The organism is Mycolicibacterium peregrinum, assembly GCF_001665625.1.
Taxonomy (GTDB): Bacteria; Actinomycetota; Actinomycetes; order Mycobacteriales; family Mycobacteriaceae; genus Mycobacterium; species Mycobacterium peregrinum_B.
In genome coordinates this window covers 65,637-86,000 of record NZ_LZSY01000020.1, presented here as the reverse complement: position 1 = coordinate 86,000, position 20,364 = coordinate 65,637, and the positions used below count along the sequence as shown (strand labels likewise).

Sequence of the window (20,364 nt, the reverse complement as noted above, 5' to 3'; positions counted from 1 at the left end):
ATCAGGAGTCAGCCTAGTCGGCGGGCGGGCTAGCGTGGCGCCCGTGCGAGTCCCAGCCTGCGTGCGTGTCGGCACCGCCATGGTCAGCAGCGTCATCATCGCTGCGACCGCATCGGCGGTCGTCGACGCTCCCCACGCCTCCGCAGCCCCCTCGAACATCGCCGGCATGATCGTCTTCCTCGATCCCGGCCACAACGGCGCCAACGACGCGTCGATCAGCCGCCAGGTGCCGACACGCACGCAGGCTGGGACTCGCACGGGCGCCACGCTAGCCCGCCCGCCGACTAGGCTGACAGTCCGAATCGCCGCCGACAGGCGAGAGCAACCAAGTCGAGACCAAGACGCAATCAACACGGCAAGGGGACCCAGTCATGCAACCCGGAGGCACACCCGACATGTCGGCCCTGCTTGCGCAGGCGCAGCAGGTACAGCAGCAGCTCATGGAGGCGCAGGAGGCGCTGGCCAATTCCGAGGTGCACGGCCAGGCCGGCGGCGGCTTGGTGCAGGTCACGGTCAAGGGCAGCGGTGAGGTGGTCGCGGTGGCCATCGACCCCAAGGTGATCGATCCCGCCGACCCCGAGACCCTGCAGGACCTCATCGTCGGCGCCCTCGCCGATGCCTCCAACCAGGTGAACACCCTCGCCCAGAGCCGGTTGGGTCCGCTGGCCGGCGGTCTGGGCGGGTTCGGACTTCCGGGGCTGTAAGTGTTCGAAGGCCCAGTACAGGATCTGATCGACGAGCTGGGCAAACTGCCCGGCATCGGGCCCAAGAGCGCGCAGCGGATCGCGTTTCACCTGCTGAGCGTCGAGCCTCCGGACATCGATCGGCTGACCGCGGTGCTGGGCCGCATCCGGGACGGTGTCACGTTCTGTGCGGTGTGCGGCAACGTCTCCGACGAGGAACGCTGCCGGATCTGCAAAGACCCCCGCCGCGACGCCTCACTGGTGTGTGTCGTCGAGGAGCCCAAGGACGTCCAGGCTGTCGAGCGCACCCGCGAATTCCGCGGCCGCTACCACGTGCTGGGCGGCGCGCTGGATCCGTTGTCGGGCGTCGGGCCCGACCAGTTGCGCATCCGGGAACTGCTCAATCGGATCGGTGAACGCGTCGACGGCGTCGACGTAGCCGAGGTGATCATCGCCACCGACCCCAACACCGAGGGTGAGGCCACTGCGACCTATCTGGTCCGGATGCTGCGCGACATCCCCGGTCTGACCGTCACCCGCATCGCCTCGGGCCTGCCGATGGGCGGTGACCTGGAGTTCGCCGACGAGCTCACGCTGGGCCGCGCGCTGGCGGGCCGTCGCGCGATGGCCTGATCACGGACCACTCCTCCGCCGAAACGGCATTCCAGCAGGGCCTTACTCGCACTTCTCCTGCCGGAATGCCATTTCGGCGGGCTTGTCGGACCCGAGGGCAAGCATCTGCCCATGGGGGAGATATTGATCGGCACCGAGGCGATTGCCAGTGGTGTCGTCACACGACATGAATTGCAGCGCTGGTATCGGCCGATCTTTCGGAACGTGCATGTGCCGAAGGGGCAAGCGTTGTCGCTGCGGGACCACATCACCGCGGCCTGGATGTGGACACAGCGGAACGGCATTGTGACCGGAGTCGCGGCCTCGGCGTTGCACGGCGCGGAGTGGGTGGACGACGATGTCGCCGTTGAACTCATCTGGGACTACATCCGGTCGCCGCGTGGCATCGTCATCCGGCACGAGCGCATCGCGGACGACGAGATCACCTGTGTCGCAGGCATGCCGGTGACAACACCCGCGCGTACGGCATTCGACCTCGGGCGCTTCCTGCCACGCAAGAAGGCACTCGAGCGGTTGGACGCGCTCATGCATGTATGCCCGTTCTCCGCCGAGGATGTCCTCATGCTGACCAAGCGATACCGAGGTGCACGTGGGGTTGCGAAGCTCAAGGCAGTGCTCCCGTTGGTCGACGGCGGCGCGGCGTCACCGCCGGAGACTCGGCTGCGGCTCCTTTACATCGATGCCGGGCTGCCGCGGCCGACAACGCAGATCGCCATCGCCGACCAGTGGGGGCGGGTGATCCGCACCGTGGATATGGGCTGGGAGGACTTCCAGGTTGCCTCGGAATACGACGGTGGCCAGCACCAGACCGACCGTGCTCAGTACGTCAAGGATCTGAAGGCGTTGCCGAAGCTTCGCCGACTTGGTTGGGACGTCATGCAGGTGATCAAAGAGGACCGGGAACACGAGGTCGTCCAGCGTGCCTACTCTGCTTTGAAGGCACGTGGCTGGGACGGCACCCTTCGCTCCACACCCCGCGAAACCGCATTCCAGCAGAAGAAGTGCGGGTAGCAGCCTTCTGGAATGCGGTTTCGGCGGGCGACGGTAGCGTCGGACCCATGCCCGACCTACTCCAGATGGCGGAATCGCTGTACCGGCTGCGGATTCCCGGCGGCCAGGCCCACCTGCTCAACAGCTACCTGTGGACCGAACCTGACGGCGTGACGTTGATCGACACCGGGTGGTCGGACAGTGCCGAACTGATCGCCGACGCGCTCACCGAGCTGGGGCGGCGACGGATCCACGTCAAGCGCATCGTGCTCACCCATTTTCACGAGGACCATTGCGGTGCGGCCGCCGAGGTTGCCGGCTGGTCCGATGTGGAGGTCATCGCAGGCAAAGGTGACGCCGACTTCGTCCGGGGCGACGAACCCGGACCGCTGCCGGCACTGACCGACTCGGAGCGGAAGCTCCGCCCGGATTTCGACGCCGCACCGCACGGCCCGGCGTGCCGGGTGGACCTGGTGGTAGGCGACGGTGATGTATTGGACTTCGCCGGCGGGGCGCGCGTGATCGGCGTGCCCGGCCACACCCCGGGCGGCATCGCGCTCTATCTGCCGGAGGCTGATGCGCTGCTCACCGGAGATGTGGTTGCCGAGTTCAACGGTCAGGTGATCTTGGGTGTCTTCAACACCGACCGTGCTTCCCTCGCCGACTCCGTGGCCAAGCTTGCTGCCACGGGCGCACAGCGTGCCGGGTTCGGCCACGGCGAGCCGATTCTTGAGGACGCCGCGGCCCGAATTGCCTCGGCGGTCGACGTTTTCGCGGCCTGACCCCGCCGAAATCGCATTCCGGCAGAGGAAGTGCGAGTAGAAGCCTGCTGGAATGCCGTTTCGGCGAAAGGGGGCACCCCTACACCCGCCGAGGCGCAGCCAACCGTTCGCGGCGCAGCAGGTCGACCTCCGGCAGCTCCAGGGGCGGCAGCTCACCGACCACCTGTGAGAGCAGATGGTCGGCCAGTTGCGGATTGCGCGCCAGGCACGGCCCGTGCAGATAGGTGGCTACGACGCTGCCTTGCACGGCACCGTCGTAGCCGTCGCCCAGACGGTTGCCCGCACCTTTGGTGACCGCGGCCAGCGGCCTGGCGTCGGGTCCCAGAACCGTTCCGCCACGGTGGTTTTCGAAGCCCGTCAACGGCTGCGACAGCCCATCCAGCAGTGGTCGCGAGGCCACCTCGCCGATGGTGCGGGCTTCCTGCGGCGACGTGGTGACATCGAGCAGCCCGACGCCTTCCACCCGCTCACCCGCCGAGGTTTCATACCAATGACCCAACACCTGGATCGCCGCGCAGATCGCCAGGACCGGTGCCCCGCGCGAAACCGCCTGCTGCAGACCGGGATACCGGATCAGGTGCTTGGTGGCCAGCCGCTGGGCGTAGTCCTCGGCTCCGCCGAGGGTGTACAGATCCAGGGAGTCGGGCACGGGATCATCCAGCGTGATCTCCACGATCTCGGCGTCGATACCACGCAGCCGCAACCGTTGCCGCAGCACCACCGCATTGCCGCTGTCGCCGTAGGTGCCCATCACGTCGGGCAGCACCAGCCCGATCCTCACCGTCATGAGATCCGCCGATTCAGTTGCAGGAACGCGGTGTAGTTGGCGATCACCTCGACATGCCCGGGCGGGCAGGAGTCGATCGCGGCGACGGTGTCGTGCACCAGTGAGTGTTCGACGCCGGCGTACCCGAGCCGCACGGCCAGGTCGGTGCCGCGCTCACCGGCGGCCACCACGACGGTGTCCTCAAAGTGTTCGAACCGGACGTCCCACAGCCACGAGAGGTCCTCCCCGTCGGGCACCTGTCCGTTGACGGAGATGACGACCCCGGCCGCATGCTTGTCCACCATCGACAGCGCCTCCTGCCACCCGGCCGGGTTCTTGGCCAGCAGGATCCGGGCGGTGTGCGAGCCGACCTGCACGGTGCGGTACCGCCCGGCGACCTCGTCGACGCCCGAGACCGCGGCCACCGCGGCTGCCGGGTCCGCACCGAGGGCCACGGCGGCCGCGACGGCCTGGGTGGCGTTACCGCGGTTGACGGCGCCGGGAAGGGCCAGCGTCATCGGGAGGACGAGGCCGTCCGGGCCATAGATGTGGGTGTCGTCGAACCACCACTGCGGGCTGGGGCGTTTGAAGTCGGTTCCCGTCGAGCGCCAGTCCCGCCCGTCACGCACGATGATCTCGCCGGACCGCGGGCAGCTCACCGAGTCACCGGACCAACTGCCGCCGGCGGCCACCCACACCACGTTGGGGCTGTCGTAGGCCGCGGAGGTCATCAGAACGTCGTCGCAGTTGGCGACGATCACCGCGTCGCGGTGCCGCGCCAGGCCGCCGCGCAGGGTGCGTTCGATGTGGTTGATCTCACCGACCCGGTCGAGCTGGTCCCGGGACAGATTCAGCAGAACGATCACCGAGGGGTCCACGGCATCGGACACGTGCGGGACGTGCATCTCGTCGACTTCCAGGGCGGCCAGCTCGGCGTCGCGTGCCGAGGCCAGCGCCGCCACCAGGCCGGCGTCCATGTTGGCGCCCTCGGAGTTACTGGCCACGGGTCCGAGCGTCGCCAGGGCGGCCGCGGTCATCCGGGTGGTGGTCGATTTGCCGTTCGTGCCGGTCACGACGACGCTGCGGCGGCCCTGGCCGAGCTGGCTCAGGATCGAACGGTCCAGTGTCATGGCGACCAGTCCGCCGATCATCGCGCCTGCACCGCGGCCGGTGACCCGCGACGCCCAGCGTGCGGTTGCTCCGGCGGCCAGAGCGGCGCGCCCACGGATGGTCAGCATTCCGGCGATTTTAGGGGCACGACACGCTGCCGCGCCGCCCGACTCTGTCGGGCCTGCGTGCCATCCTGGCGAATATGAGCAGCGCGTGGGGCAGGCCGGCGGAGGAGCCGGGAGCGGGCTGGGCGGTCGTCGACGTGGAGACCACCGGGTTCCGGCCCGGGCAGGCGCGCATCGTCAGCGTCGCCGCACTGGCGGTCGGGGACGACGGAAATGTCGAGCGCAGTGTCGCGTCCCTGCTGAATCCGGGGGTGGATCCCGGGCCCACCCATGTGCACGGGCTGACCTCCGAGATGCTGGAGGGCCAACCCACCTTCGGTGACGTCGTCGACGAACTCAGTGATGTCCTGCGGGGACGCACGCTGGTGGCGCACAACGTGGGCTTCGACTACAGCTTCCTGACGGCCGAGGCCGAGCTGGTCGGGGCTGAGCTACCGGTCGACAGCGTGATGTGCACGGTCGAACTGGCGCGTCGGCTGGCGTTGGGTACCGAGAATCTGCGGTTGGAGACGTTGGCGGCACACTGGGGCGTGAGCCAGATGCGGCCGCATGACGCGCTGGACGACGCGTTGGTGCTGGCACAGATCCTCAAACCGACGCTCGCGCGGGCGCGCGACCGCAAGGTCTGGCTGCCGCTCCGGGAGGTGAGTCGACGCCGCTGGCCCAACGGCCACGTCACCCACGAAGAACTGCGGCCGTTGAAGATGCTGGCCTCGCGGCTGCCGTGCGAGTACGCCAACCCAGGTGTCTTCGTGCCGGGGCGGCCGCTCGTGCAGGGCATGCGGGTGGCGCTGTCGGCGGAAGTGGTGCGCACCCACGAGGAGCTCGTCGAGCGCATCCTGCACGCCGGGCTGTCCTACACCGACCTGGTGGATCAGCAGACCTCACTGGTGATCTGCAACGAGACCGCACCCAGCCAGGGCAAGGGGTACCAGGCTGTCGAGCTGGGGGTGCCGCTACTCGACGACGAGACGTTCATGGGCCTGCTGACCCATGTCGTCGGTGGCGCCGATATCGAGGAATTCTGCGACACCCCCGCAGAGAGCGATCAGTACACGCTGTTCTGACTCAGCTCGGATTTCAGCTCAGTGCCTTGGCCTTCAGTCCGTCGAACTCCGCCTGGGTGATCGTGCCGGAATCCAGCAGAGCCTTAGCGTCGGCGATCTCTTGCGCAGGCGACCGGCCTGCCGCCTGCTTGATGTAGGCGTCGGTCTCCTGCTTGGCCGCCAGCGCGGCCGCCTGGGCGCGTTCCGACATGCCCTTGCCGCGGGCGATCAGGTAGATCAGCGCCGTGAGCCACGGGAACACGATCAGGAAGACCACCCACACGGCCTTCACCCAGCCGGAGGTCTTGTGATCACGCCAGAACAGGTCCGTGAGGATCTGGAACAGGACCAGCAGGTACGCGATCCAGGCGAAGATGATCAGGAAATGCCACAGGAAATCCCACGTTGAGCCCCAGTCCATGGAGCGCTCCTTGCCTTCGACGTCAGGCGTAGTGATCTACGCCGACGTCAGCTAAGCACGCGCGGCGCGGTTGACAGCAGACACAACTGCTCGAAGTGATGCAGTTGTGATCGAAGTCGCGATGCCGACGCCCCAGACGGTCCTGCCGCCGATCGACGCCTCGACATAGGCCGCGGCCTGGGCCTCTTCGCCGGACGACATGGCGTGCTCGGAGTAGTCCAGCACGTTGATGTCGTAGCCGATGGCGCCGAGGGCGTCGACGAACGCCGCCAACGGCCCGTTGCCGGCACCGACGATCTCGCGCTCGACGCCGTCGATCTTGACGATCGCGGTGATGGTGTCGGTACCACCGTCCACCTCGGAGGCCACCACCTTCTGGCGGATGCGCTCCAACGGGGTGATCGGGGCCAGGTACTCCTCGGAGAATGCGTCCCAGATCGCCTTGGGCGAGACCTCGCCACCCTCACCGTCGGTGATCTGCTGGATGGCCTTCGAGAACTCCATCTGCAGCCGCCGGGGCAGGGCCAGGCCGTGGTCGGCCTTCATGATGTAGGCCACGCCGCCCTTGCCGGACTGCGAGTTCACCCGGATCACGGCCTCGTAGGTGCGGCCGACGTCCTTGGGGTCGATCGGCAGGTAGGGGACCTGCCACAGCAGATCATCAACATCGACGTCAGCCTTGTCGGCATCGAACTTCATCTGGTCCAGGCCCTTGTTGATGGCGTCCTGGTGGCTGCCGGAGAAGGCGGTGTAGACCAGGTCACCGCCGTAGGGGTGACGCTCGTGCACGGGCAGCTGGTTGCAGTACTCGACCGTGCGCCGGATCTCGTCGATGTTGGAGAAGTCGATCTGCGGGTCGACCCCGCGGCTGAACATATTCAGCCCCAGCGTCACCAGGCAGACATTGCCGGTGCGCTCACCGTTGCCGAACAGGCAGCCCTCGATCCGGTCGGCACCGGCCTGGTAGCCCAATTCGGCTGCGGCAACACCGGTTCCGCGATCGTTGTGCGGGTGCAGGCTCAGGATGATCGAGTCGCGCGGGGTCAGGTGCCTGCTCATCCACTCGATCGAGTCGGCGTAGACGTTCGGGGTGGCCATCTCGACGGTGGCGGGCAGGTTGACGATCAGCGGCCACTCGGGGGTGGGCTTGACGATGTCTGCGACGGCGTTGCACACCTCGACGGCGTACTCCAGCTCGGTGCCGGTGTAGGACTCGGGGGAGTACTCGAAGCGCCACCGGGTCTGCGGGTACTTCTTGGCTTCCTCGACGCACATCTGCGCGCCGTCGGTGGCGATCTTCTTCACGGCCTCGCGGTCGGCCCGGAACACCACGCGGCGCTGCAGGATGGACGTCGAGTTGTAGAAGTGCACGATCGCCTGGGGAGCTCCCGCGCAGGCCTCGAACGTCCGCTCGATCAGCTCGGGCCGGCACTGGGTCAGCACCTGGATGGTGACGTCGTCCGGGATGGCGCCGTCCTCGATGATCTCGCGGACGAAGTCGTAGTCGGTCTGGCTGGCCGAGGGGAAGCCGACCTCGATCTCCTTGTAGCCCATCCGTACCAGCAGGTCGAACATGCGGCGCTTGCGCGCGGGGCTCATGGGGTCGATCAGGGCCTGGTTACCGTCGCGCAGGTCGACCGCGCACCACTGAGGCGCGGTGTCGATGACGCGGTCCGGCCAGGTGCGGTCGAACGGAACGCCTTGGCCGAACGCCGGGCTGCCGCCCGGCACCTCGTCGGCGAAGCTGCGATAGCGGCTGACCGGCATGGCGGAGCCGCGCTGGGTGTTCCAGACGGGCTGATCGGGGTTGCCGGGGCCGGACGGTGTGGTGATGGTGCGGGCGGACGTGTAGGCGTCTGGGCTGGTCATGATGTTTGCTCCGGGAGATCAGGGGGACTCGACCGGCGCATCGCAAAAAACCCGCGACGGGAAGCCGGTCTGGTCAGACCCCGTCGCGGCGTCCGAGAAGGAGCACCCGCTGCACGTCGTTCACTGTACGCCCGGGGGCCTGGTTGGCCAAAATGTCGCTAGAAGCCGGTCCGTGGCGTCAGCGCGCACCGCCGGAACGGCCGTTGCCGATCTTCACCGTGGGTTTGGCGGTGCCGGCGCCGCGCCGGGACCCGCTCGTCGCGCTCGTGTTGGCGGATCCCTTGCTCGTCACCGATGAGCCCGACCGGGGTGTCGATGAACCGGTGTCGCGGCCATCGTCTCGGCGCGCGGTCTTGTCCGGCGTGGCGGTGGCGGTTTCAGTCGAGCCGCCAGCCGATGCAGCGGTGCCGTCGACCGCGCGAACGGCGACGCTCGGCGAACGCGGCGCGGTGAGCGGCGGGAGGTTCACCGGAGCCACGCCGGCGGCGTAGGCCGCCGCCCAGCCCAGCACGTTGGCGACGTAGGGCATCGAGTGGTTGTAGCGCAGCACCGCGCTTGTCAGCTGCGTCTGGTTGCGCAGGTCCGCACCGTCGCTGCAGAGGTAGCGGGCCGCGGCCAGGGTGGCATCGAAGAGGTTGTGCGGATCGGCCCGGCCGTCGCCGTCGCCGTCGGCCCCGTGCAGCAGCCACGTGCTCGGCAGGAACTGCATGGGCCCCAGCGCGCGGGCGTAGCGCGTGCCGCCGCCAAAGCTGCCGGCGACGATGATCTCGTTGCCCGGCAGTGAGCCGTCGAGGGCGGGGCCATAGATGGGACTGACGGGGTCACCGCGTTCGTCGGCGGCGCCGCCGAACGCATGCGTGGACTCGACGTACCCGATCCCGGCGAGCAGGTTCCAGGTCACACCGCAGTCGGGTTGGCTTTGCGCCATCATGGCGTCTGCGTTCTGGTAGGCCGCCAGTGCGATCGCGGGGATGTGCACCCCGCCCGGTGCCTGAACCTCCTGGGGTGGCGGTGACCCCGTCGTGGCCGGCGCCGCGGGAGTTGGACGCGCAGACGGCAGCGCCGCCCAGGGTTGGCCGGCGAGGTCGGGCAACGGTAGGACCGCGGCCACCGGCCGTACCCGGTTCTCCTGTATCAGGCCGGCCAGGCTGGGCGCGACGGCGATCGCGCTGGTCAACGCCATCCGAACGATCACGGCGAGGCAGGTGGATGCGTCGCGGACCGCTTGACGGGCACGGTGGCGCATGGAACCACAGTGACACCCGCGTGGCTGCCTGCCAACTCCGACACGTCCCCCGATCGGGGGAACGCATCTTCACCAGGTCGATCGCCTGATTGCCGGACAGACCAGGGGCCGTCCGGATCGCATTCTTGTCTCAGAGGCCGAACAGGCCGAAGAAGAAACCGAAACACTCACTGAGACAGAAGGATTCACGATCATGACGAAGTTCACCAAGGCTCTGGCACTGCCCATCCTGTCCGCTGGCGTCTTCGGCGCCGTCGCGCTCGGTCTGGCCGGTACTGCCGCTGCGCAGACGCCGCAGGGCTCGGGCAACCTGTACAGCCCGGACACCTACGCCACCCCGGCCCCCGGCATGAAGCCCGGCTGGCACAACCACCACGGCCCGCAGCGGATCACCAGCATCTACGAGTGAGCGGGGGATGACTCACACCTGCGAATCGGGGAAGGCGATCACCGACAGGAACCGGATCGGCAGTTCGATCAGGTCAACCGGTCCGTGAGCGCCTTCCCCGTCGATCTGCAGGGAGTCGCCCGGCTGCAGCCGGTAGACCGAGCGGCTGTGGCTGTAGTCCATGACGCCTTCGAGCATGTAGATGAACTCGGTGCCGGGATGCTGGAACAGTGGGTAGGTCTGGCTCTTCTCGGTCAGCGTGACGTGCAGGCATTCCAACCGCTTGTGCTCCCCGCGTAGCGAGCTGAGTAGTTGATATTCGTGACCCTGTTTGGTGCCGTTGCGCACGATCTCCGGCCCCGTGCCCGCTTTGACGAAAGCCGCCGGGCGTTCGACGTCGGCCCCGCGGAACAGGCTGGTCACCGGAACGTCGAGGCCCTTGGCCAACAGCGCCAGGGTGGACAGGCTGCAGGAGGTCTGGGCGTTCTCGATCTTGGACAGCATCGCTTTGGAGATACCCACTCGCGCGGCCATGTCGGCGACGGTGAGTCCGTGTTGCTGCCGGAGTTGCCGCACGTTGCGCCCGATCGCCGCCTCGAACTCGAGCTCTTCGACCGGCGCGTGGGGATCGCGTTCGCGGGCCGTGCCGGCGTTACGGAGCAGGTCGCTCACTGCACTCCCGTCTAACGCATCTCCCCGGCACCGACGTACGGATACCGGCTCTTGAGCAAATTGTCCTCTGCGAACCGGGTGAGCCGGAAATCCGACTCGGGTATCCGCGGGTCGCAGCTGTGCCCCTCGGTCACCAGATCGGCGACCAGCTTGCCGACCGCCGGTGCGATCTTGAAGCCGTGCCCGCTGAATCCGGCCGCCACCAGCAGGCCGTCGATTCCGCTCGGGGAGATGACCGGGTTCCAGTCCGGGGTGACGTCGTAGCAGCCGGCGTAGCTACCGCTGATCGCCGCGTCTCCGAAGCCCGGGAACCGGGTGCCGACCTTGTCGACGGTCAGGTCGACGAAATCGTCAGTGGCCCGGTTCAGGTAACCGTCCGGGTCGGCGGGTTCCAGTTCGGCCAGATCGGAGTTTCCAAACAGCAACTCGCCGTTGGGCTCGGGCCGGATGTATTGCAGCGAGACCAGGTCGGAGAAGACGGGCACGGGGCCGGTGTCCACCCCGGGTTTGATCATCACGATCTGTTCGCGGTGCACGCGGATCGGCACGTCGACGCCATAGGGCGCCAGGAACCGCCTGGTCCACACGCCGGTGGCGACGACGACGGTGCCCGCCGTAACCCGGGTTCCGTCGGCCAGTTCGACGCCGGTGATCCTCCCACCGTCGATCACCAGCGCGGTCACGTTGGCGCCCTGCATGATTCGCACCCCGGCGGCCCTGGCTGACACCGCAAACGCCTGCGCGGTCTGGTAGGCGTCGCCGTACCCGCCGCGAGCCTCCCAGCCGAAGGCCGCGAACGGTTCCAGATCGGCCCACGGCCACAGCTTGGCCACCTCGGCGGCGCCGATCTCCTCGGTCTGCACCCCGACCTCACGTTGGGCGGCCAGACTCTTGCGCAGGTTGTCGACGTTGGGTTCACCGACACCGACGACATAGCCGGTCTGCCGGAACCCGATGTCGGTGCCGAAGATCTGCTCGGCGTTCTCGAACACCTCGAGACCGACGGTCGCCATCGCGGCCAGCGAGCTGACCCCGTAGTGGCAGCGCACGATCCCGCTGGATTTACCGGTCATCCCGGAGCCGACGGTATTGCGCTCCAGCACAGTCACATCGGTGACGCCGCGCTGACTCAGGGCCCATGCGGCCGCGGCCCCTTCCAGTCCGCCGCCGACGATGACGACATCGGTGTTCACGAGCCCGGAATCCAGTTCGTGCCGGCCAGCGGCACCCTGGCCATGGCCGCCGCCTCGATGGTGACCGCGACCAGGTCCTCGGGTTCCAGATGACACACGTGGGCCTTGCCGCAGGCCCGGGCGATGGTCTGGGCCTCCATGGTCAGCACGCGCAGGTAGTTGGCCAGCCGGCGGCCGCCCTCGATGGGATCGAACCGGGCCGCCAGCTCCGGGTCCTGAGTCGTGATGCCGGCCGGATCACGTCCGTCCTGAAAGTCGTCGTAGTAACCGGCCGCGCTGCCGAGCTTCTCGTACTCGGCGGCGTAGCGGGGGTGATTGTCGCCGAGTGCGATCAACGCGGCGGTGCCGATTGCGACGGCATCGGCACCCAGCGCGAGGGCTTTGGCCACGTCGGCGCCCGAGCGGATGCCGCCACTCACGATCAGTTGCACTTGCCTGTGGACGCCGAGCTCCTGCAGTGCCTGAACGGCTTGCGGCACTGCGGCCAAAGTCGGGATACCCACGTGCTCGATGAACACCTCCTGGGTGGCGGCCGTGCCGCCCTGCATCCCGTCGACCACCACCACGTCGGCCCCGGCGTGCACCGCGAGCTTCACGTCGTAATAGGTGCGGGTGGCCCCGACCTTGACGTAGATCGGTTTCTCCCAGTCGGTGATCTCCCGCAGCTCGTTGATCTTGATGGTCAGGTCGTCCGGTCCGGTCCAGTCCGGGTGCCGGCAGGCGCTGCGCTGGTCGATACCCTCGGGCAGGGTGCGCATCTGGGCCACCCGCGGGGAGATCTTCTGCCCCAACAGCATTCCGCCGCCGCCGGGCTTGGCGCCCTGGCCGAGCACGACCTCGATGGCATCGGCCTTGCGCAGGTCGTCGGGGTTCATCCCGTAGCGCGAGGGCAGGTACTGGTACACCAGGTGCTTGCTCTGCCCGCGCTCCTCGGGTGTCAGGCCGCCGTCGCCGGTGGTGGTCGAGGTGCCGGCCTCACTGGCCCCGCGGCCCAGGGCCTCCTTGGCCGGGCCAGACAGTGCGCCGAAGCTCATGCCTGCGATGGTGACCGGGATATCCAGGTGCAGTGGGTGTTTGGCGTGCCGGTCACCGAGCACCACGTCCGTGCCGCAGCGTTCCCGGTAGCCCTCTAGCGGGTAGCGCGACATGGATGCGCCCAGGAACAGCAGGTCGTCGAAGTGGGGCAGGCGGCGTTTGGCGCCCCAGCCGCGGATGTCGTAGATCCCGGTTTCGGCGGCTCGCTGGATGTCGGCGATGGTGGATCGATCGAAGGTGGCGGATTCGCGCATCAGTACTCACTCGAATTGTCGACGTGGAAGTGGTAGAGGTTTCGGGCGGAGCCGTAGCGGGTGTAGGTCGCGGTGTCGTCATTGCTGAAGCCACTGGCGGCCAACAACTCTGCGAGCTCGGCGTGGTGCTCGGGCCGCATCGGTTTGGCCACGCAGTCCGCGCCCAGCGAGGCCACTTCGCCGCGGACGTAGATGCGGGCCTCGTAGATGGAGTCGCCCAGCGCCTCCCCGGCGTCGCCGCGTACGACCAGGCGTCCGGCCTGGGCCATGAACGCGCTCATGTGCCCGATGCTGCCGCCCACCACGATGTCGACGCCCTTCATCGAGATGCCGCACCGTGCGGCTGCGTCTCCCTCGATGACCAGCAGGCCGCCGTGTGCCGTGGCACCCGCGGACTGTGAGGCGTTTCCGGTGACCCGCACGGTGCCGCTCATCATGTTCTCGGCGACGCCGGTCCCCGCGTTGCCGTTGATGGTGACCTCGGCGAGTTGGTTCATCCCGGCGGCGTAGTAGCCGACGTGGCCTTCGACGGTCACCCGCACCGGCGCGTTGAGGCCGACGGCGACGTTGTGGGCACCGTCGGGATGCGCGATGACGTGGTCACCTTCGACATCCGGCTGATGCAGTGCGGCATTCACCTCACGCAACGGCGTTGTGCGCAGGTCATATCCAACTAGCGTCTCCATGCGTAGACCACCTCCGGTTCCGGTTCCCAAATACGTGCCTGCTCGACGCCGGGCAGCCCGGCCAGCGCCCGGTACTCACTGGCCATGGCCACCCAGTCGGCTGTCTCGGCGATCACCGCGGGCTTGCAGGCGATGGCGTCGCGCACCACCGCGAACGAGTCGTGATCGGAGACAAGCAGGGTGTAGAAGCCATCAAATGTGGCGCAGAGCTCCTTGAGCGCGGTGGCCACGTCGCGGCCCGCGGCCAGCTGTTCGGCCACGAACCGGGCGCCCACCTCGGTGTCGTTCTCGCTGTCGAACATCACCCCCGCCTGGCGCAGCTCGCGGCGGATGGTGGCGTGATTGGCGAAAGATCCGTTGTGCACCAGGCACTGGCCGGGGCCGACCGTGTAGGGATGGCAGCCCGACGGTGTCACCGCCGACTCGGTGGCCATCCGCGTGTGCCCGACGCCCTGCCAACCTTGGGCCTTGGCCAAGCCCCAGGCATCGGTGAGCGCGCGGGGATGGCCGACCCCTTTGAGGACCGCCAGATCGGCGCCGAACCCCGAGATCAGTGCAGTCGGGTAGGCCGTCCGCACGAGGTCCAGCAGCTCTTCGGAATCCATGTCGGCCGACAGCAGGTACGTCGAATCCACCTGCACCACATCGACATCCGGACCCAGATCGGGCCGCTCCACGACATCGGTCACCGACACGCAGCCCTGCCCGTACGGCGACCACTCCGGGTCCCCGTAGACCGCGATCCCCGCCGAGTCGGCACCGCGGTCCGACATCTCGCCGAGCATGGCGGCGAGCAGCTCACCCAGCCTCGGATACAGCTCCGGTGTGCGTAGGTGTAGCCCCACGATCCCGCACATGTGTTGTCTCCCTTTCTAGAAGGCCGTCAGGTATTGGTCGATCTCCCACGGTGTGACGGTGCCGTGGTAGGCGAAGAACTCCTCGCGTTTGACGTCGGCGAAGTAGGAAGCGACGCCGTCGCCCGCGACGTCGAGCACCCCGGTGACGATCGGATCGGTCTCAAGTGATTCGACCGCGTGCAGCAGCGTGGGCGGCAGTGCGGCCGGTCCCTGGGCGCCCACGGCTCCTGGATCGAGGCTGCGTTTGACGCCGTCGAGCCCGGCGCCCAGTGCCGCGGCGATCGCGAGGTACGGATTGGCCGAGCCGTCGCCACCGCGCAACTCGATGCGCTGACTGTCGGGTACCCGGATGTAGTGGGTGCGGTCGTTGCCGCCGTAGCTGGGTTTGCGCGGGGCCCACGAGGCACCCGACGCGGTCGAGGACGCGCCGGTCCGCTTGTAGGAGTTGACCGTTGGGGCGACGACGGACTGCAGCGCGCAGGCGTGGTCGAGGATGCCGCCGATGAATGCGTACGCCGTCTCGGACAGACCCAGGCCCCGCTCGTCGGCGTCGGCTGGGAAGACCGGGGTACCGCCGCTGGTCAGCGACAGGTGCAGATGCAGGCCGCTGCCGGTGCGGTCGCTGAACGGCTTGGGCATGAAGGTGGCCACCATGTCGCGTTCGGCGGCGATCATCGACAGCAGGTAGCGCAGCGTGATCACCCGGTCGGCGGTGGTCAGCGCGTCGGAGAACTCGAAGTTCTGCTCGAACTGCCCGTTGCCGTCCTCGTGGTCGTTGGCGTAGTTGGACCAGCCGAGGGTGTTCATCGCCGTCGAGATGGAAGTGAGGTGCTCGTACATGCGGGTGACGCCACGCGCGTCGTAACAGGGCTGGGCGGCGGTGTCGGCGGCGTCAGCGGTGGCCAGGACGCCATCGGCATTGCGCCGCAACAGGAAGTACTCGACCTCGGCGCCCACCCAGGGTTCGAACCCGGCGTCGGCGGCACGCTGGATCAGGCCCTTCAGGATCACCCGCGGTGCATACGGCCACGGTGCACCCCCGACGTGAGGGTCGCAGTGCACGAGAGCCAGGCCCTCCTTGATGAACGGGATCGGGGTGAAGGAGGCTGGGTCGGGGATGGCCACGAGGTCCGGGTCCTTGGGTTCCTGGCCCATCGCGCCGACGGCATAGCCGGCGAAGCCGACGCCGTCGGTGGCCAGAAGCTCGACCGATTCGACGGGAACCAGTTTGGCGCAGGGCTTTCCGCGAAGGTCTACGAACAGCGCGAGGATGAACTTGGTGCCGGATTGTTCGGCGAGGGTGGCGAGATCGGAGGGCATAGCACCAACACTTTCGTCTCTTGTTGAGAATCAAAGTATCACGGTAGGAAACTTCTGCAAGTCGAGGAAACCCCGGTCACCGGCTGCCGCGGATGCGGGTCCTCGGCAGCCGGGCCGGGGATCATCTTCTCTGTCAGGCGAATTCGAGCTCGTAGGCCGAATCCCGGTGGAATGTGGTGTCGATACCCTTCTCCTCTTCCTCGGACGAGATGCGGATTCCGATGGTCTTCTTCAGGACGAACGCGATGGCGAAGGCAACCGCGAACGAGTAGGCCATCACCGCACCGGCCGCAACCGCCTGCTTCCAGAGCTGGTCGAATCCGCCGCCGTAGAACAGGCCGTTGGTGGCATTGGGCATGCCCTCGCTGGCGAAGAAGCCGATCAGCAGAGTGCCGACCACGCCGCCGACCAGGTGCACGCCGACCACGTCGAGCGAGTCGTCGTAGCCCAGCTTCTCCTTGAAGCCGACGGCGTAGACGCAGATCGCCCCGGCGATGCCGCCGACGAAGATCGCACCGATCGGGGTGACCGCACCGCAGGCCGGGGTGATGGCCACCAGGCCGGTGATCGCGCCCGAGGCGGCGCCCACGCCGGTGACGTGGCCGTCCTTGAGTTTCTCGACGCCGATCCAGGCCAACACGGCCGCGCAGGTGGCGACGAAAGTGGTCACCATGACGATTGCCGCGGAATTGCCTGCGGCCAGGGCGGATCCGCCGTTGAAGGCATACCAGCCGGCCCACAGCATGCCCGCGCCGAGCAGGGTCAGCGGAACGTTGTGCGGCTTGCGCAGCTGGCCGAACATGGCTGACTTGCCGAGCACGATGGCCACGGCCAGGGCGGCCGCGCCGGCGTTGATGTGGACGGCGGTGCCACCGGCGAAGTCGATGGCGTGCAGCTTGTTGGCGATCCAGCCGCCGACCGAGTTCTCGGTGACGACACCGTCGAAGGCGAAAACCCAGTGTGCGACCGGGAAGTACACCAGCACCGCCCAGGCGGCGGCGAAGATCATCCAGGCGCCGAACTTCATCCGATCGGCGACCGCACCCGAGATCAGCGCCACGGTGATGGCCGCGAACAGGGCCTGGAAGATGGAGAACAAGCTGACCGGGAGCCCCGCGACCGTGGTCATCGGCTCCATGAGGTCCTTCATGCCGGCGAATTCGGTGAAGCTGCCGACGAATCCGCCGTAGGACGTCCCGAAGACCATCGAGAATCCGAACAGCACCCACAGCACGCCCACGAGGGCGACTGCGCCGAACGTCATCATCATCATGTTGGTCGAGCTCTTCACCGAGACCATGCCGCCGTAGAACAGGGCAAGGCCGGGGATCATCAGCGTGAGGCCGATGATGCAACACAGCATGAACGCCGTGGTTCCTGTATCCATCAACATCTCCTGGGGGTGGCGGCCCGGTCGGGCCGATCACTGGGAGTTGACGACGTTTCTGTTACGTGGACCGACTTGTTGTGTTGCGACGACGTAAAGCTGAGTACCGGACGGCCGTGAGGACCTCGTTACGGAACGTTCATCGACAGAAATGCCAGGGAAACCCGTATACCCGACGGTATACAGCCATGGATACAGCGCTCGCCGAACAGCATTCGGCGCTTGGTGAGGAGTACGAGAACCAGCCCGTCCCACTGACCGCCCGCAAGTCACTGTTCGCGGTGTCCGCGGTGTGGGTCGGCTTCCCGATGATCATGACCTCGGCTGTCTTCGCGGGCATCGTCGTCTACAACCTCGGCTTCGTCATGGGCATGGGCGCCATCGTGGTCGGTGACCTGATCCTGATGGGCTATGTCGGCACGCTGAGCTACCTGGCCGGCCGATCCGGCAAGAATTTCGCGCTCACCGCAGCGGACACCTTCGGGGCCAAGGGTTTCCGCATTGTCTCGGCCTTCCTGTCGGCATTGGTGATCGGCTGGTTCGCCTTCCAGACCGGCATGGTCGGATCCACGCTCAACCTCTCGATGGGATGGAGCGCGCCGTGGATCACCCTGTTGGCCGGGGTGCTGTTCGTCGCGTTGACCTTCGTCGGGATCCGGGCGATCTCCTGGATCGGGGTGGTGGCGTCGGTCCTGTTCATCCCGCTCGGAGTGGTGGCCGTGGTGTTGGCGGCGGCCGATCACGGTATCGGCTCCGCGTTGTCCTACGGCGGCGGCGCCGGCGTGAGCGCCTTCGGCTTCGGCGTCGCGGTGACCATGGTGTTCGCCTGCTTCGCCGACTCGGGGACCATGACCGCTGACTTCACCCGGTGGGCCCGCAACGGCAGAGAAGGCGCGTTGGCGGCATTCTCCGCGTTTCCGGTCGCCTATCTCATCGCTCAGCTGGCCGGCGCGCTCGTGGTCGCACTGGGCGCCGCTGCCGCACCCGGTACGGCGGGCGGTGACTTCCTGCATGTCCTGGTCGGCGCCGGGGGAGTCCTGGTGCCGTTGGCGATCGTCTTCGTCTTCGTCAACCTCGGCAGCGTGTGTGCGCACTGCCTCTACAACGGTGCGGTCGGGTTCGGCAACATCACCGGAAAGACCATGCGTCAGTTGACGATCGTGCTGGGTGTGGTGGGAACCGTCGCAGCCGTCGCAGGCATCTGGTCATACTTCGCGACGTGGCTGAACATCCTCGGGGTGCTGGTGCCCCCGATAGGCATCGTGTTGATCCTCGACCAGCTGGTGTTCGCCCGCCGTCGAGCCACGGCAGCGATTGCCTGGAAACCGTTCGCGGCGTGGGGAATCGGAGCCGGAGGCGCGCTGCTGACGCACTTCTACGCCCCGCAACTGTCCGACGCGGTGGTGGCGATGGTGGTCGGTGGACTGGCCTTCACCGCGTTGGCGTACCTGCCGGTCCGCGCTGTGCAACCGGCCCTCGTGGGAGAAAACGCATGATCACGATCGAGGCCAACCCCTACGTCTGGCCGTATGACGGTGACGTCCCCGCCGGCCGCACCGCGTTGATCAACATCGACTGGCAGGTCGACTTCTGCGGTGAGGGCGGCTACGTCGACAGCATGGGCTATGACCTCTCTCTGGTCCGTACCCCGCTCGGTCCTGCGCAGGAGGTGCTCGCCGCGGCCCGGGCGGCCGGATTGTTCATCGTTCACACCCGCGAGGGCCACCGCCCAGACCTGTCGGACCTGCCCGCCAACAAACGGTGGCGGTCGGCGCAGATCGGCGCCGAGATCGGATCGACCGGACCGTGCGGACGGATCCTCACCCGAGGCGAGCCGGGTTGGCGGTTGGTACCCGAGATGGCTGCTCTGCCAGGAGAACCCGTCATCGACAAGCCTGGCAAGGGGAGCTTCTACGCGACCGACCTCGACCTGGTGCTGCACAGCCGTGGCATCACACACATCATCTTCACCGGGATCACCACCGACGTATGCGTGCACACCACCATGCGCGACGCCAACGACCGGGGCTACGAGTGCCTGGTCGTCTCGGATGCCACCGGTGCCACCGACTACGCCAATCACGTTGCGGCGCTGAACATGATCACCATGCAGGGCGGGGTGTTCGGGGCGCATGCCGCCAGCATTGACGTGGTGGCCGCGCTCAAGGAGCTGCATTGACCGGCATCCGGGTCGAGCAGCCGGTATCGCTGCGTGACCGGGTCTATGTGGACCTGGGTAAGAAGCTCATGGTCGGCGAGATCGATCACCGCACCCGGCTCGTCGAGACCCAACTGTGCGAGGCGCTCGACGTCAGCCGGACCCCGCTGAGAGAGGCGCTGGTCCGGCTGCACGCCGACGGCCTGCTTGAGCGGCGCTCGGACGGGTACTACCCGGTGGCCCTCGACATCGCCGGTGTCCGGGACCTCTACGAGCTGCGCGTCACGATCGAACTGCGCGGCATCGCACGAATTCTGGAAACCGACGAACTGCAGTACGACAAAGACCGGCTGGCCGCACTACGTGCCGAATGGGCAGAACTGAAAGCCAGCCCGCCCCCGCCGGAGGCGGACATGGTGCTGCTGGACGAGGGGTTCCACATCGCGTTGTGCACCGCGTCGGGCAACGCGGCGATGGTGGCTGCGCTCGACAACGTCAACCGGCGGATCCGGCTGATCCGGATGTACGACTTCGTCACCGAGGAGCGGGTGACCGCGACCATCACCGAGCACCTGCAGATCGTCGACCTGCTGCTCGACGACGAGCTCGACGCCGGCCGCAGCGCGCTACACGAACACGTGGGTGCGAGTTTCGAGGTCGTCGAACGGCGTGCGCTGCGGGCGTTGAGTGCCCGGGCCCTCGGCCAGTCGGTGACGTCGCTGGAGGCGCTCTGGAAGTAGTGG

At 67.4% G+C, this 20,364-nt stretch carries 21 protein-coding genes and 1 pseudogene; 10 read left to right on the top strand and 12 right to left on the bottom strand.

The window, feature by feature from the left end; translation table 11 throughout:
- Positions 1-79: 79 nt before the first annotated feature.
- The 5 genes and pseudogenes from A5779_RS34935 to A5779_RS03025 all read left to right on the top strand — a co-directional run.
- Positions 80-235, top strand: a pseudogene (locus tag A5779_RS34935) (Rv3717 family N-acetylmuramoyl-L-alanine amidase); the annotation flags it as partial.
- Between the two features lie 136 nt (positions 236-371).
- A complete protein-coding gene (locus A5779_RS03040) occupies positions 372-704 on the top strand; it encodes a YbaB/EbfC family nucleoid-associated protein (RefSeq protein WP_055118362.1) in 333 nt (110 codons plus the stop codon).
- Positions 705-1,316 (top strand): recombination mediator RecR, encoded by a 612-nt coding sequence (gene recR, locus A5779_RS03035; protein WP_003883644.1) that lies wholly within the window; start codon positions 705-707, stop codon positions 1,314-1,316. It begins immediately after the preceding gene.
- A 111-nt stretch (positions 1,317-1,427) separates the two neighbouring features.
- The gene (locus A5779_RS03030) at positions 1,428-2,327 is read left to right on the top strand and encodes a type IV toxin-antitoxin system AbiEi family antitoxin (protein WP_064878799.1); all 900 of its coding nucleotides are present in this window, start codon (positions 1,428-1,430) and stop codon (positions 2,325-2,327) included.
- Between the two features lie 47 nt (positions 2,328-2,374).
- Entirely contained in the window at positions 2,375-3,088 is a 714-nt protein-coding gene (locus tag A5779_RS03025) for an MBL fold metallo-hydrolase (RefSeq protein WP_064878797.1), read from the top strand.
- 79 nt (positions 3,089-3,167) lie between these two features.
- On the opposite strand, the gene A5779_RS03020 is transcribed toward A5779_RS03025, so the two are convergent.
- Both A5779_RS03020 and A5779_RS03015 read right to left on the bottom strand, forming a co-directional pair.
- The gene (locus tag A5779_RS03020) at positions 3,168-3,875 is read right to left on the bottom strand and encodes a type 1 glutamine amidotransferase (protein WP_064878795.1); all 708 of its coding nucleotides are present in this window, start codon (positions 3,873-3,875) and stop codon (positions 3,168-3,170) included.
- Positions 3,872-5,092 carry a Mur ligase family protein gene (locus tag A5779_RS03015; RefSeq protein ID WP_064878793.1) on the bottom strand — a complete coding sequence of 407 codons (1,221 nt, stop codon included), beginning with the start codon at positions 5,090-5,092 and terminating at the stop codon, positions 3,872-3,874. The genes A5779_RS03020 and A5779_RS03015 overlap by 4 nt, the downstream gene beginning before the upstream one ends.
- Before the next feature lie 74 nt (positions 5,093-5,166).
- Between A5779_RS03015 and A5779_RS03010 the strand changes: the two genes are divergently transcribed.
- Positions 5,167-6,156 (top strand): DEDDh family exonuclease, encoded by a 990-nt coding sequence (locus A5779_RS03010; RefSeq protein WP_064878791.1) that lies wholly within the window; start codon positions 5,167-5,169, stop codon positions 6,154-6,156.
- A gap of 13 nt (positions 6,157-6,169) precedes the next feature.
- Here the strand turns inward: A5779_RS03010 and A5779_RS03005 are convergent, their stop codons facing one another.
- The 3 genes from A5779_RS03005 to A5779_RS02995 form a co-directional block, all read right to left on the bottom strand.
- On the bottom strand, positions 6,170-6,556 hold the full coding sequence (locus A5779_RS03005) for an SHOCT domain-containing protein (RefSeq protein WP_064878789.1): 387 nt from the start codon (positions 6,554-6,556) through the stop codon (positions 6,170-6,172).
- Positions 6,557-6,607: 51 nt separating this feature from the next.
- On the bottom strand, positions 6,608-8,425 hold the full coding sequence (gene leuA, locus A5779_RS03000; protein ID WP_064878787.1) for a 2-isopropylmalate synthase: 1,818 nt from the start codon (positions 8,423-8,425) through the stop codon (positions 6,608-6,610).
- 178 nt (positions 8,426-8,603) lie between these two features.
- On the bottom strand, positions 8,604-9,671 hold the full coding sequence (locus A5779_RS02995; RefSeq protein ID WP_064878785.1) for a lytic murein transglycosylase: 1,068 nt from the start codon (positions 9,669-9,671) through the stop codon (positions 8,604-8,606).
- Between the two features lie 193 nt (positions 9,672-9,864).
- Here A5779_RS02995 and A5779_RS02990 point away from each other — a divergent pair, with 193 nt between their 5' ends.
- Positions 9,865-10,080 (top strand): hypothetical protein, encoded by a 216-nt coding sequence (locus A5779_RS02990; protein ID WP_064878783.1) that lies wholly within the window; start codon positions 9,865-9,867, stop codon positions 10,078-10,080.
- A gap of 12 nt (positions 10,081-10,092) precedes the next feature.
- Here A5779_RS02990 and A5779_RS02985 read toward each other — a convergent pair whose 3' ends face one another.
- The 7 genes from A5779_RS02985 to A5779_RS02955 all read right to left on the bottom strand — a co-directional run bounded on the left by A5779_RS02985 (position 10,093) and on the right by A5779_RS02955 (position 17,463).
- Positions 10,093-10,731, bottom strand: coding sequence for a type II toxin-antitoxin system RelB family anti-toxin (locus tag A5779_RS02985; RefSeq protein ID WP_064878781.1), 639 nt, complete (start codon positions 10,729-10,731; stop codon positions 10,093-10,095).
- A gap of 11 nt (positions 10,732-10,742) precedes the next feature.
- A complete protein-coding gene (locus tag A5779_RS02980; RefSeq protein ID WP_064878778.1) occupies positions 10,743-11,924 on the bottom strand; it encodes an NAD(P)/FAD-dependent oxidoreductase in 1,182 nt (393 codons plus the stop codon).
- A complete protein-coding gene (locus tag A5779_RS02975) occupies positions 11,921-13,213 on the bottom strand; it encodes an FMN-binding glutamate synthase family protein (RefSeq protein ID WP_064878777.1) in 1,293 nt (430 codons plus the stop codon). The genes A5779_RS02980 and A5779_RS02975 overlap by 4 nt, the downstream gene beginning before the upstream one ends.
- Positions 13,213-13,899 (bottom strand): GltB/FmdC/FwdC-like GXGXG domain-containing protein, encoded by a 687-nt coding sequence (locus A5779_RS02970; RefSeq protein ID WP_064878775.1) that lies wholly within the window; start codon positions 13,897-13,899, stop codon positions 13,213-13,215. The genes A5779_RS02975 and A5779_RS02970 overlap by 1 nt, the downstream gene beginning before the upstream one ends.
- Positions 13,887-14,756: a class II glutamine amidotransferase domain-containing protein gene (locus A5779_RS02965; protein WP_064878773.1), complete on the bottom strand. Its 870-nt coding sequence runs from the start codon at positions 14,754-14,756 to the stop codon at positions 13,887-13,889. The genes A5779_RS02970 and A5779_RS02965 overlap by 13 nt, the downstream gene beginning before the upstream one ends.
- A gap of 15 nt (positions 14,757-14,771) precedes the next feature.
- Positions 14,772-16,076: a type III glutamate--ammonia ligase gene (gene glnT / locus A5779_RS02960; protein ID WP_064878771.1), complete on the bottom strand. Its 1,305-nt coding sequence runs from the start codon at positions 16,074-16,076 to the stop codon at positions 14,772-14,774.
- Between the two features lie 133 nt (positions 16,077-16,209).
- Positions 16,210-17,463: an ammonium transporter gene (locus A5779_RS02955; protein WP_064878815.1), complete on the bottom strand. Its 1,254-nt coding sequence runs from the start codon at positions 17,461-17,463 to the stop codon at positions 16,210-16,212.
- A gap of 188 nt (positions 17,464-17,651) precedes the next feature.
- Here A5779_RS02955 and A5779_RS02950 point away from each other — a divergent pair, with 188 nt between their 5' ends.
- Genes A5779_RS02950 through A5779_RS02940 form a run of 3 tightly spaced genes read left to right on the top strand, consistent with a single transcriptional unit; the run spans position 17,652 to position 20,361 of the window.
- Positions 17,652-18,959: a cytosine permease gene (locus A5779_RS02950; RefSeq protein ID WP_064878769.1), complete on the top strand. Its 1,308-nt coding sequence runs from the start codon at positions 17,652-17,654 to the stop codon at positions 18,957-18,959.
- On the top strand, positions 18,956-19,642 hold the full coding sequence (gene biuH / locus A5779_RS02945; RefSeq protein ID WP_110776831.1) for a biuret amidohydrolase: 687 nt from the start codon (positions 18,956-18,958) through the stop codon (positions 19,640-19,642). The genes A5779_RS02950 and biuH overlap by 4 nt, the downstream gene beginning before the upstream one ends.
- Positions 19,639-20,361, top strand: a complete 723-nt coding sequence (locus A5779_RS02940) for a GntR family transcriptional regulator (protein ID WP_064878767.1) — start codon at positions 19,639-19,641, stop codon at positions 20,359-20,361. The genes biuH and A5779_RS02940 overlap by 4 nt, the downstream gene beginning before the upstream one ends.
- Positions 20,362-20,364: the final 3 nt, after the last annotated feature.

Bases quoted from the DNA above. Each gene is read 5' to 3' on its own strand.
- A5779_RS02955 (WP_064878815.1), bottom strand. From the start codon at position 17,463: ATGGATACAGGAACCACGGCGTTCATGCTGTGTTGCATCATCGGCCTC.
- leuA (WP_064878787.1), bottom strand. From the start codon at position 8,425: ATGACCAGCCCAGACGCCTACACGTCCGCCCGCACCATCACCACACCG.
- A5779_RS03025 (WP_064878797.1), top strand. From the start codon at position 2,375: ATGCCCGACCTACTCCAGATGGCGGAATCGCTGTACCGGCTGCGGATT.
- A5779_RS03010 (WP_064878791.1), top strand. From the start codon at position 5,167: ATGAGCAGCGCGTGGGGCAGGCCGGCGGAGGAGCCGGGAGCGGGCTGG.
- biuH (WP_110776831.1), top strand. From the start codon at position 18,956: ATGATCACGATCGAGGCCAACCCCTACGTCTGGCCGTATGACGGTGAC.
- A5779_RS02995 (WP_064878785.1), bottom strand. From the start codon at position 9,671: ATGCGCCACCGTGCCCGTCAAGCGGTCCGCGACGCATCCACCTGCCTC.
- A5779_RS03005 (WP_064878789.1), bottom strand. From the start codon at position 6,556: ATGGACTGGGGCTCAACGTGGGATTTCCTGTGGCATTTCCTGATCATC.
- A5779_RS02970 (WP_064878775.1), bottom strand. From the start codon at position 13,899: ATGGAGACGCTAGTTGGATATGACCTGCGCACAACGCCGTTGCGTGAG.
- A5779_RS02965 (WP_064878773.1), bottom strand. From the start codon at position 14,756: ATGTGCGGGATCGTGGGGCTACACCTACGCACACCGGAGCTGTATCCG.
- A5779_RS03020 (WP_064878795.1), bottom strand. From the start codon at position 3,875: ATGACGGTGAGGATCGGGCTGGTGCTGCCCGACGTGATGGGCACCTAC.
- glnT (WP_064878771.1), bottom strand. From the start codon at position 16,076: ATGCCCTCCGATCTCGCCACCCTCGCCGAACAATCCGGCACCAAGTTC.
- A5779_RS03030 (WP_064878799.1), top strand. From the start codon at position 1,428: ATGGGGGAGATATTGATCGGCACCGAGGCGATTGCCAGTGGTGTCGTC.
- A5779_RS02975 (WP_064878777.1), bottom strand. From the start codon at position 13,213: ATGCGCGAATCCGCCACCTTCGATCGATCCACCATCGCCGACATCCAG.
- A5779_RS03015 (WP_064878793.1), bottom strand. From the start codon at position 5,092: ATGCTGACCATCCGTGGGCGCGCCGCTCTGGCCGCCGGAGCAACCGCA.
- A5779_RS02990 (WP_064878783.1), top strand. From the start codon at position 9,865: ATGACGAAGTTCACCAAGGCTCTGGCACTGCCCATCCTGTCCGCTGGC.
- A5779_RS03040 (WP_055118362.1), top strand. From the start codon at position 372: ATGCAACCCGGAGGCACACCCGACATGTCGGCCCTGCTTGCGCAGGCG.
- A5779_RS02950 (WP_064878769.1), top strand. From the start codon at position 17,652: ATGGATACAGCGCTCGCCGAACAGCATTCGGCGCTTGGTGAGGAGTAC.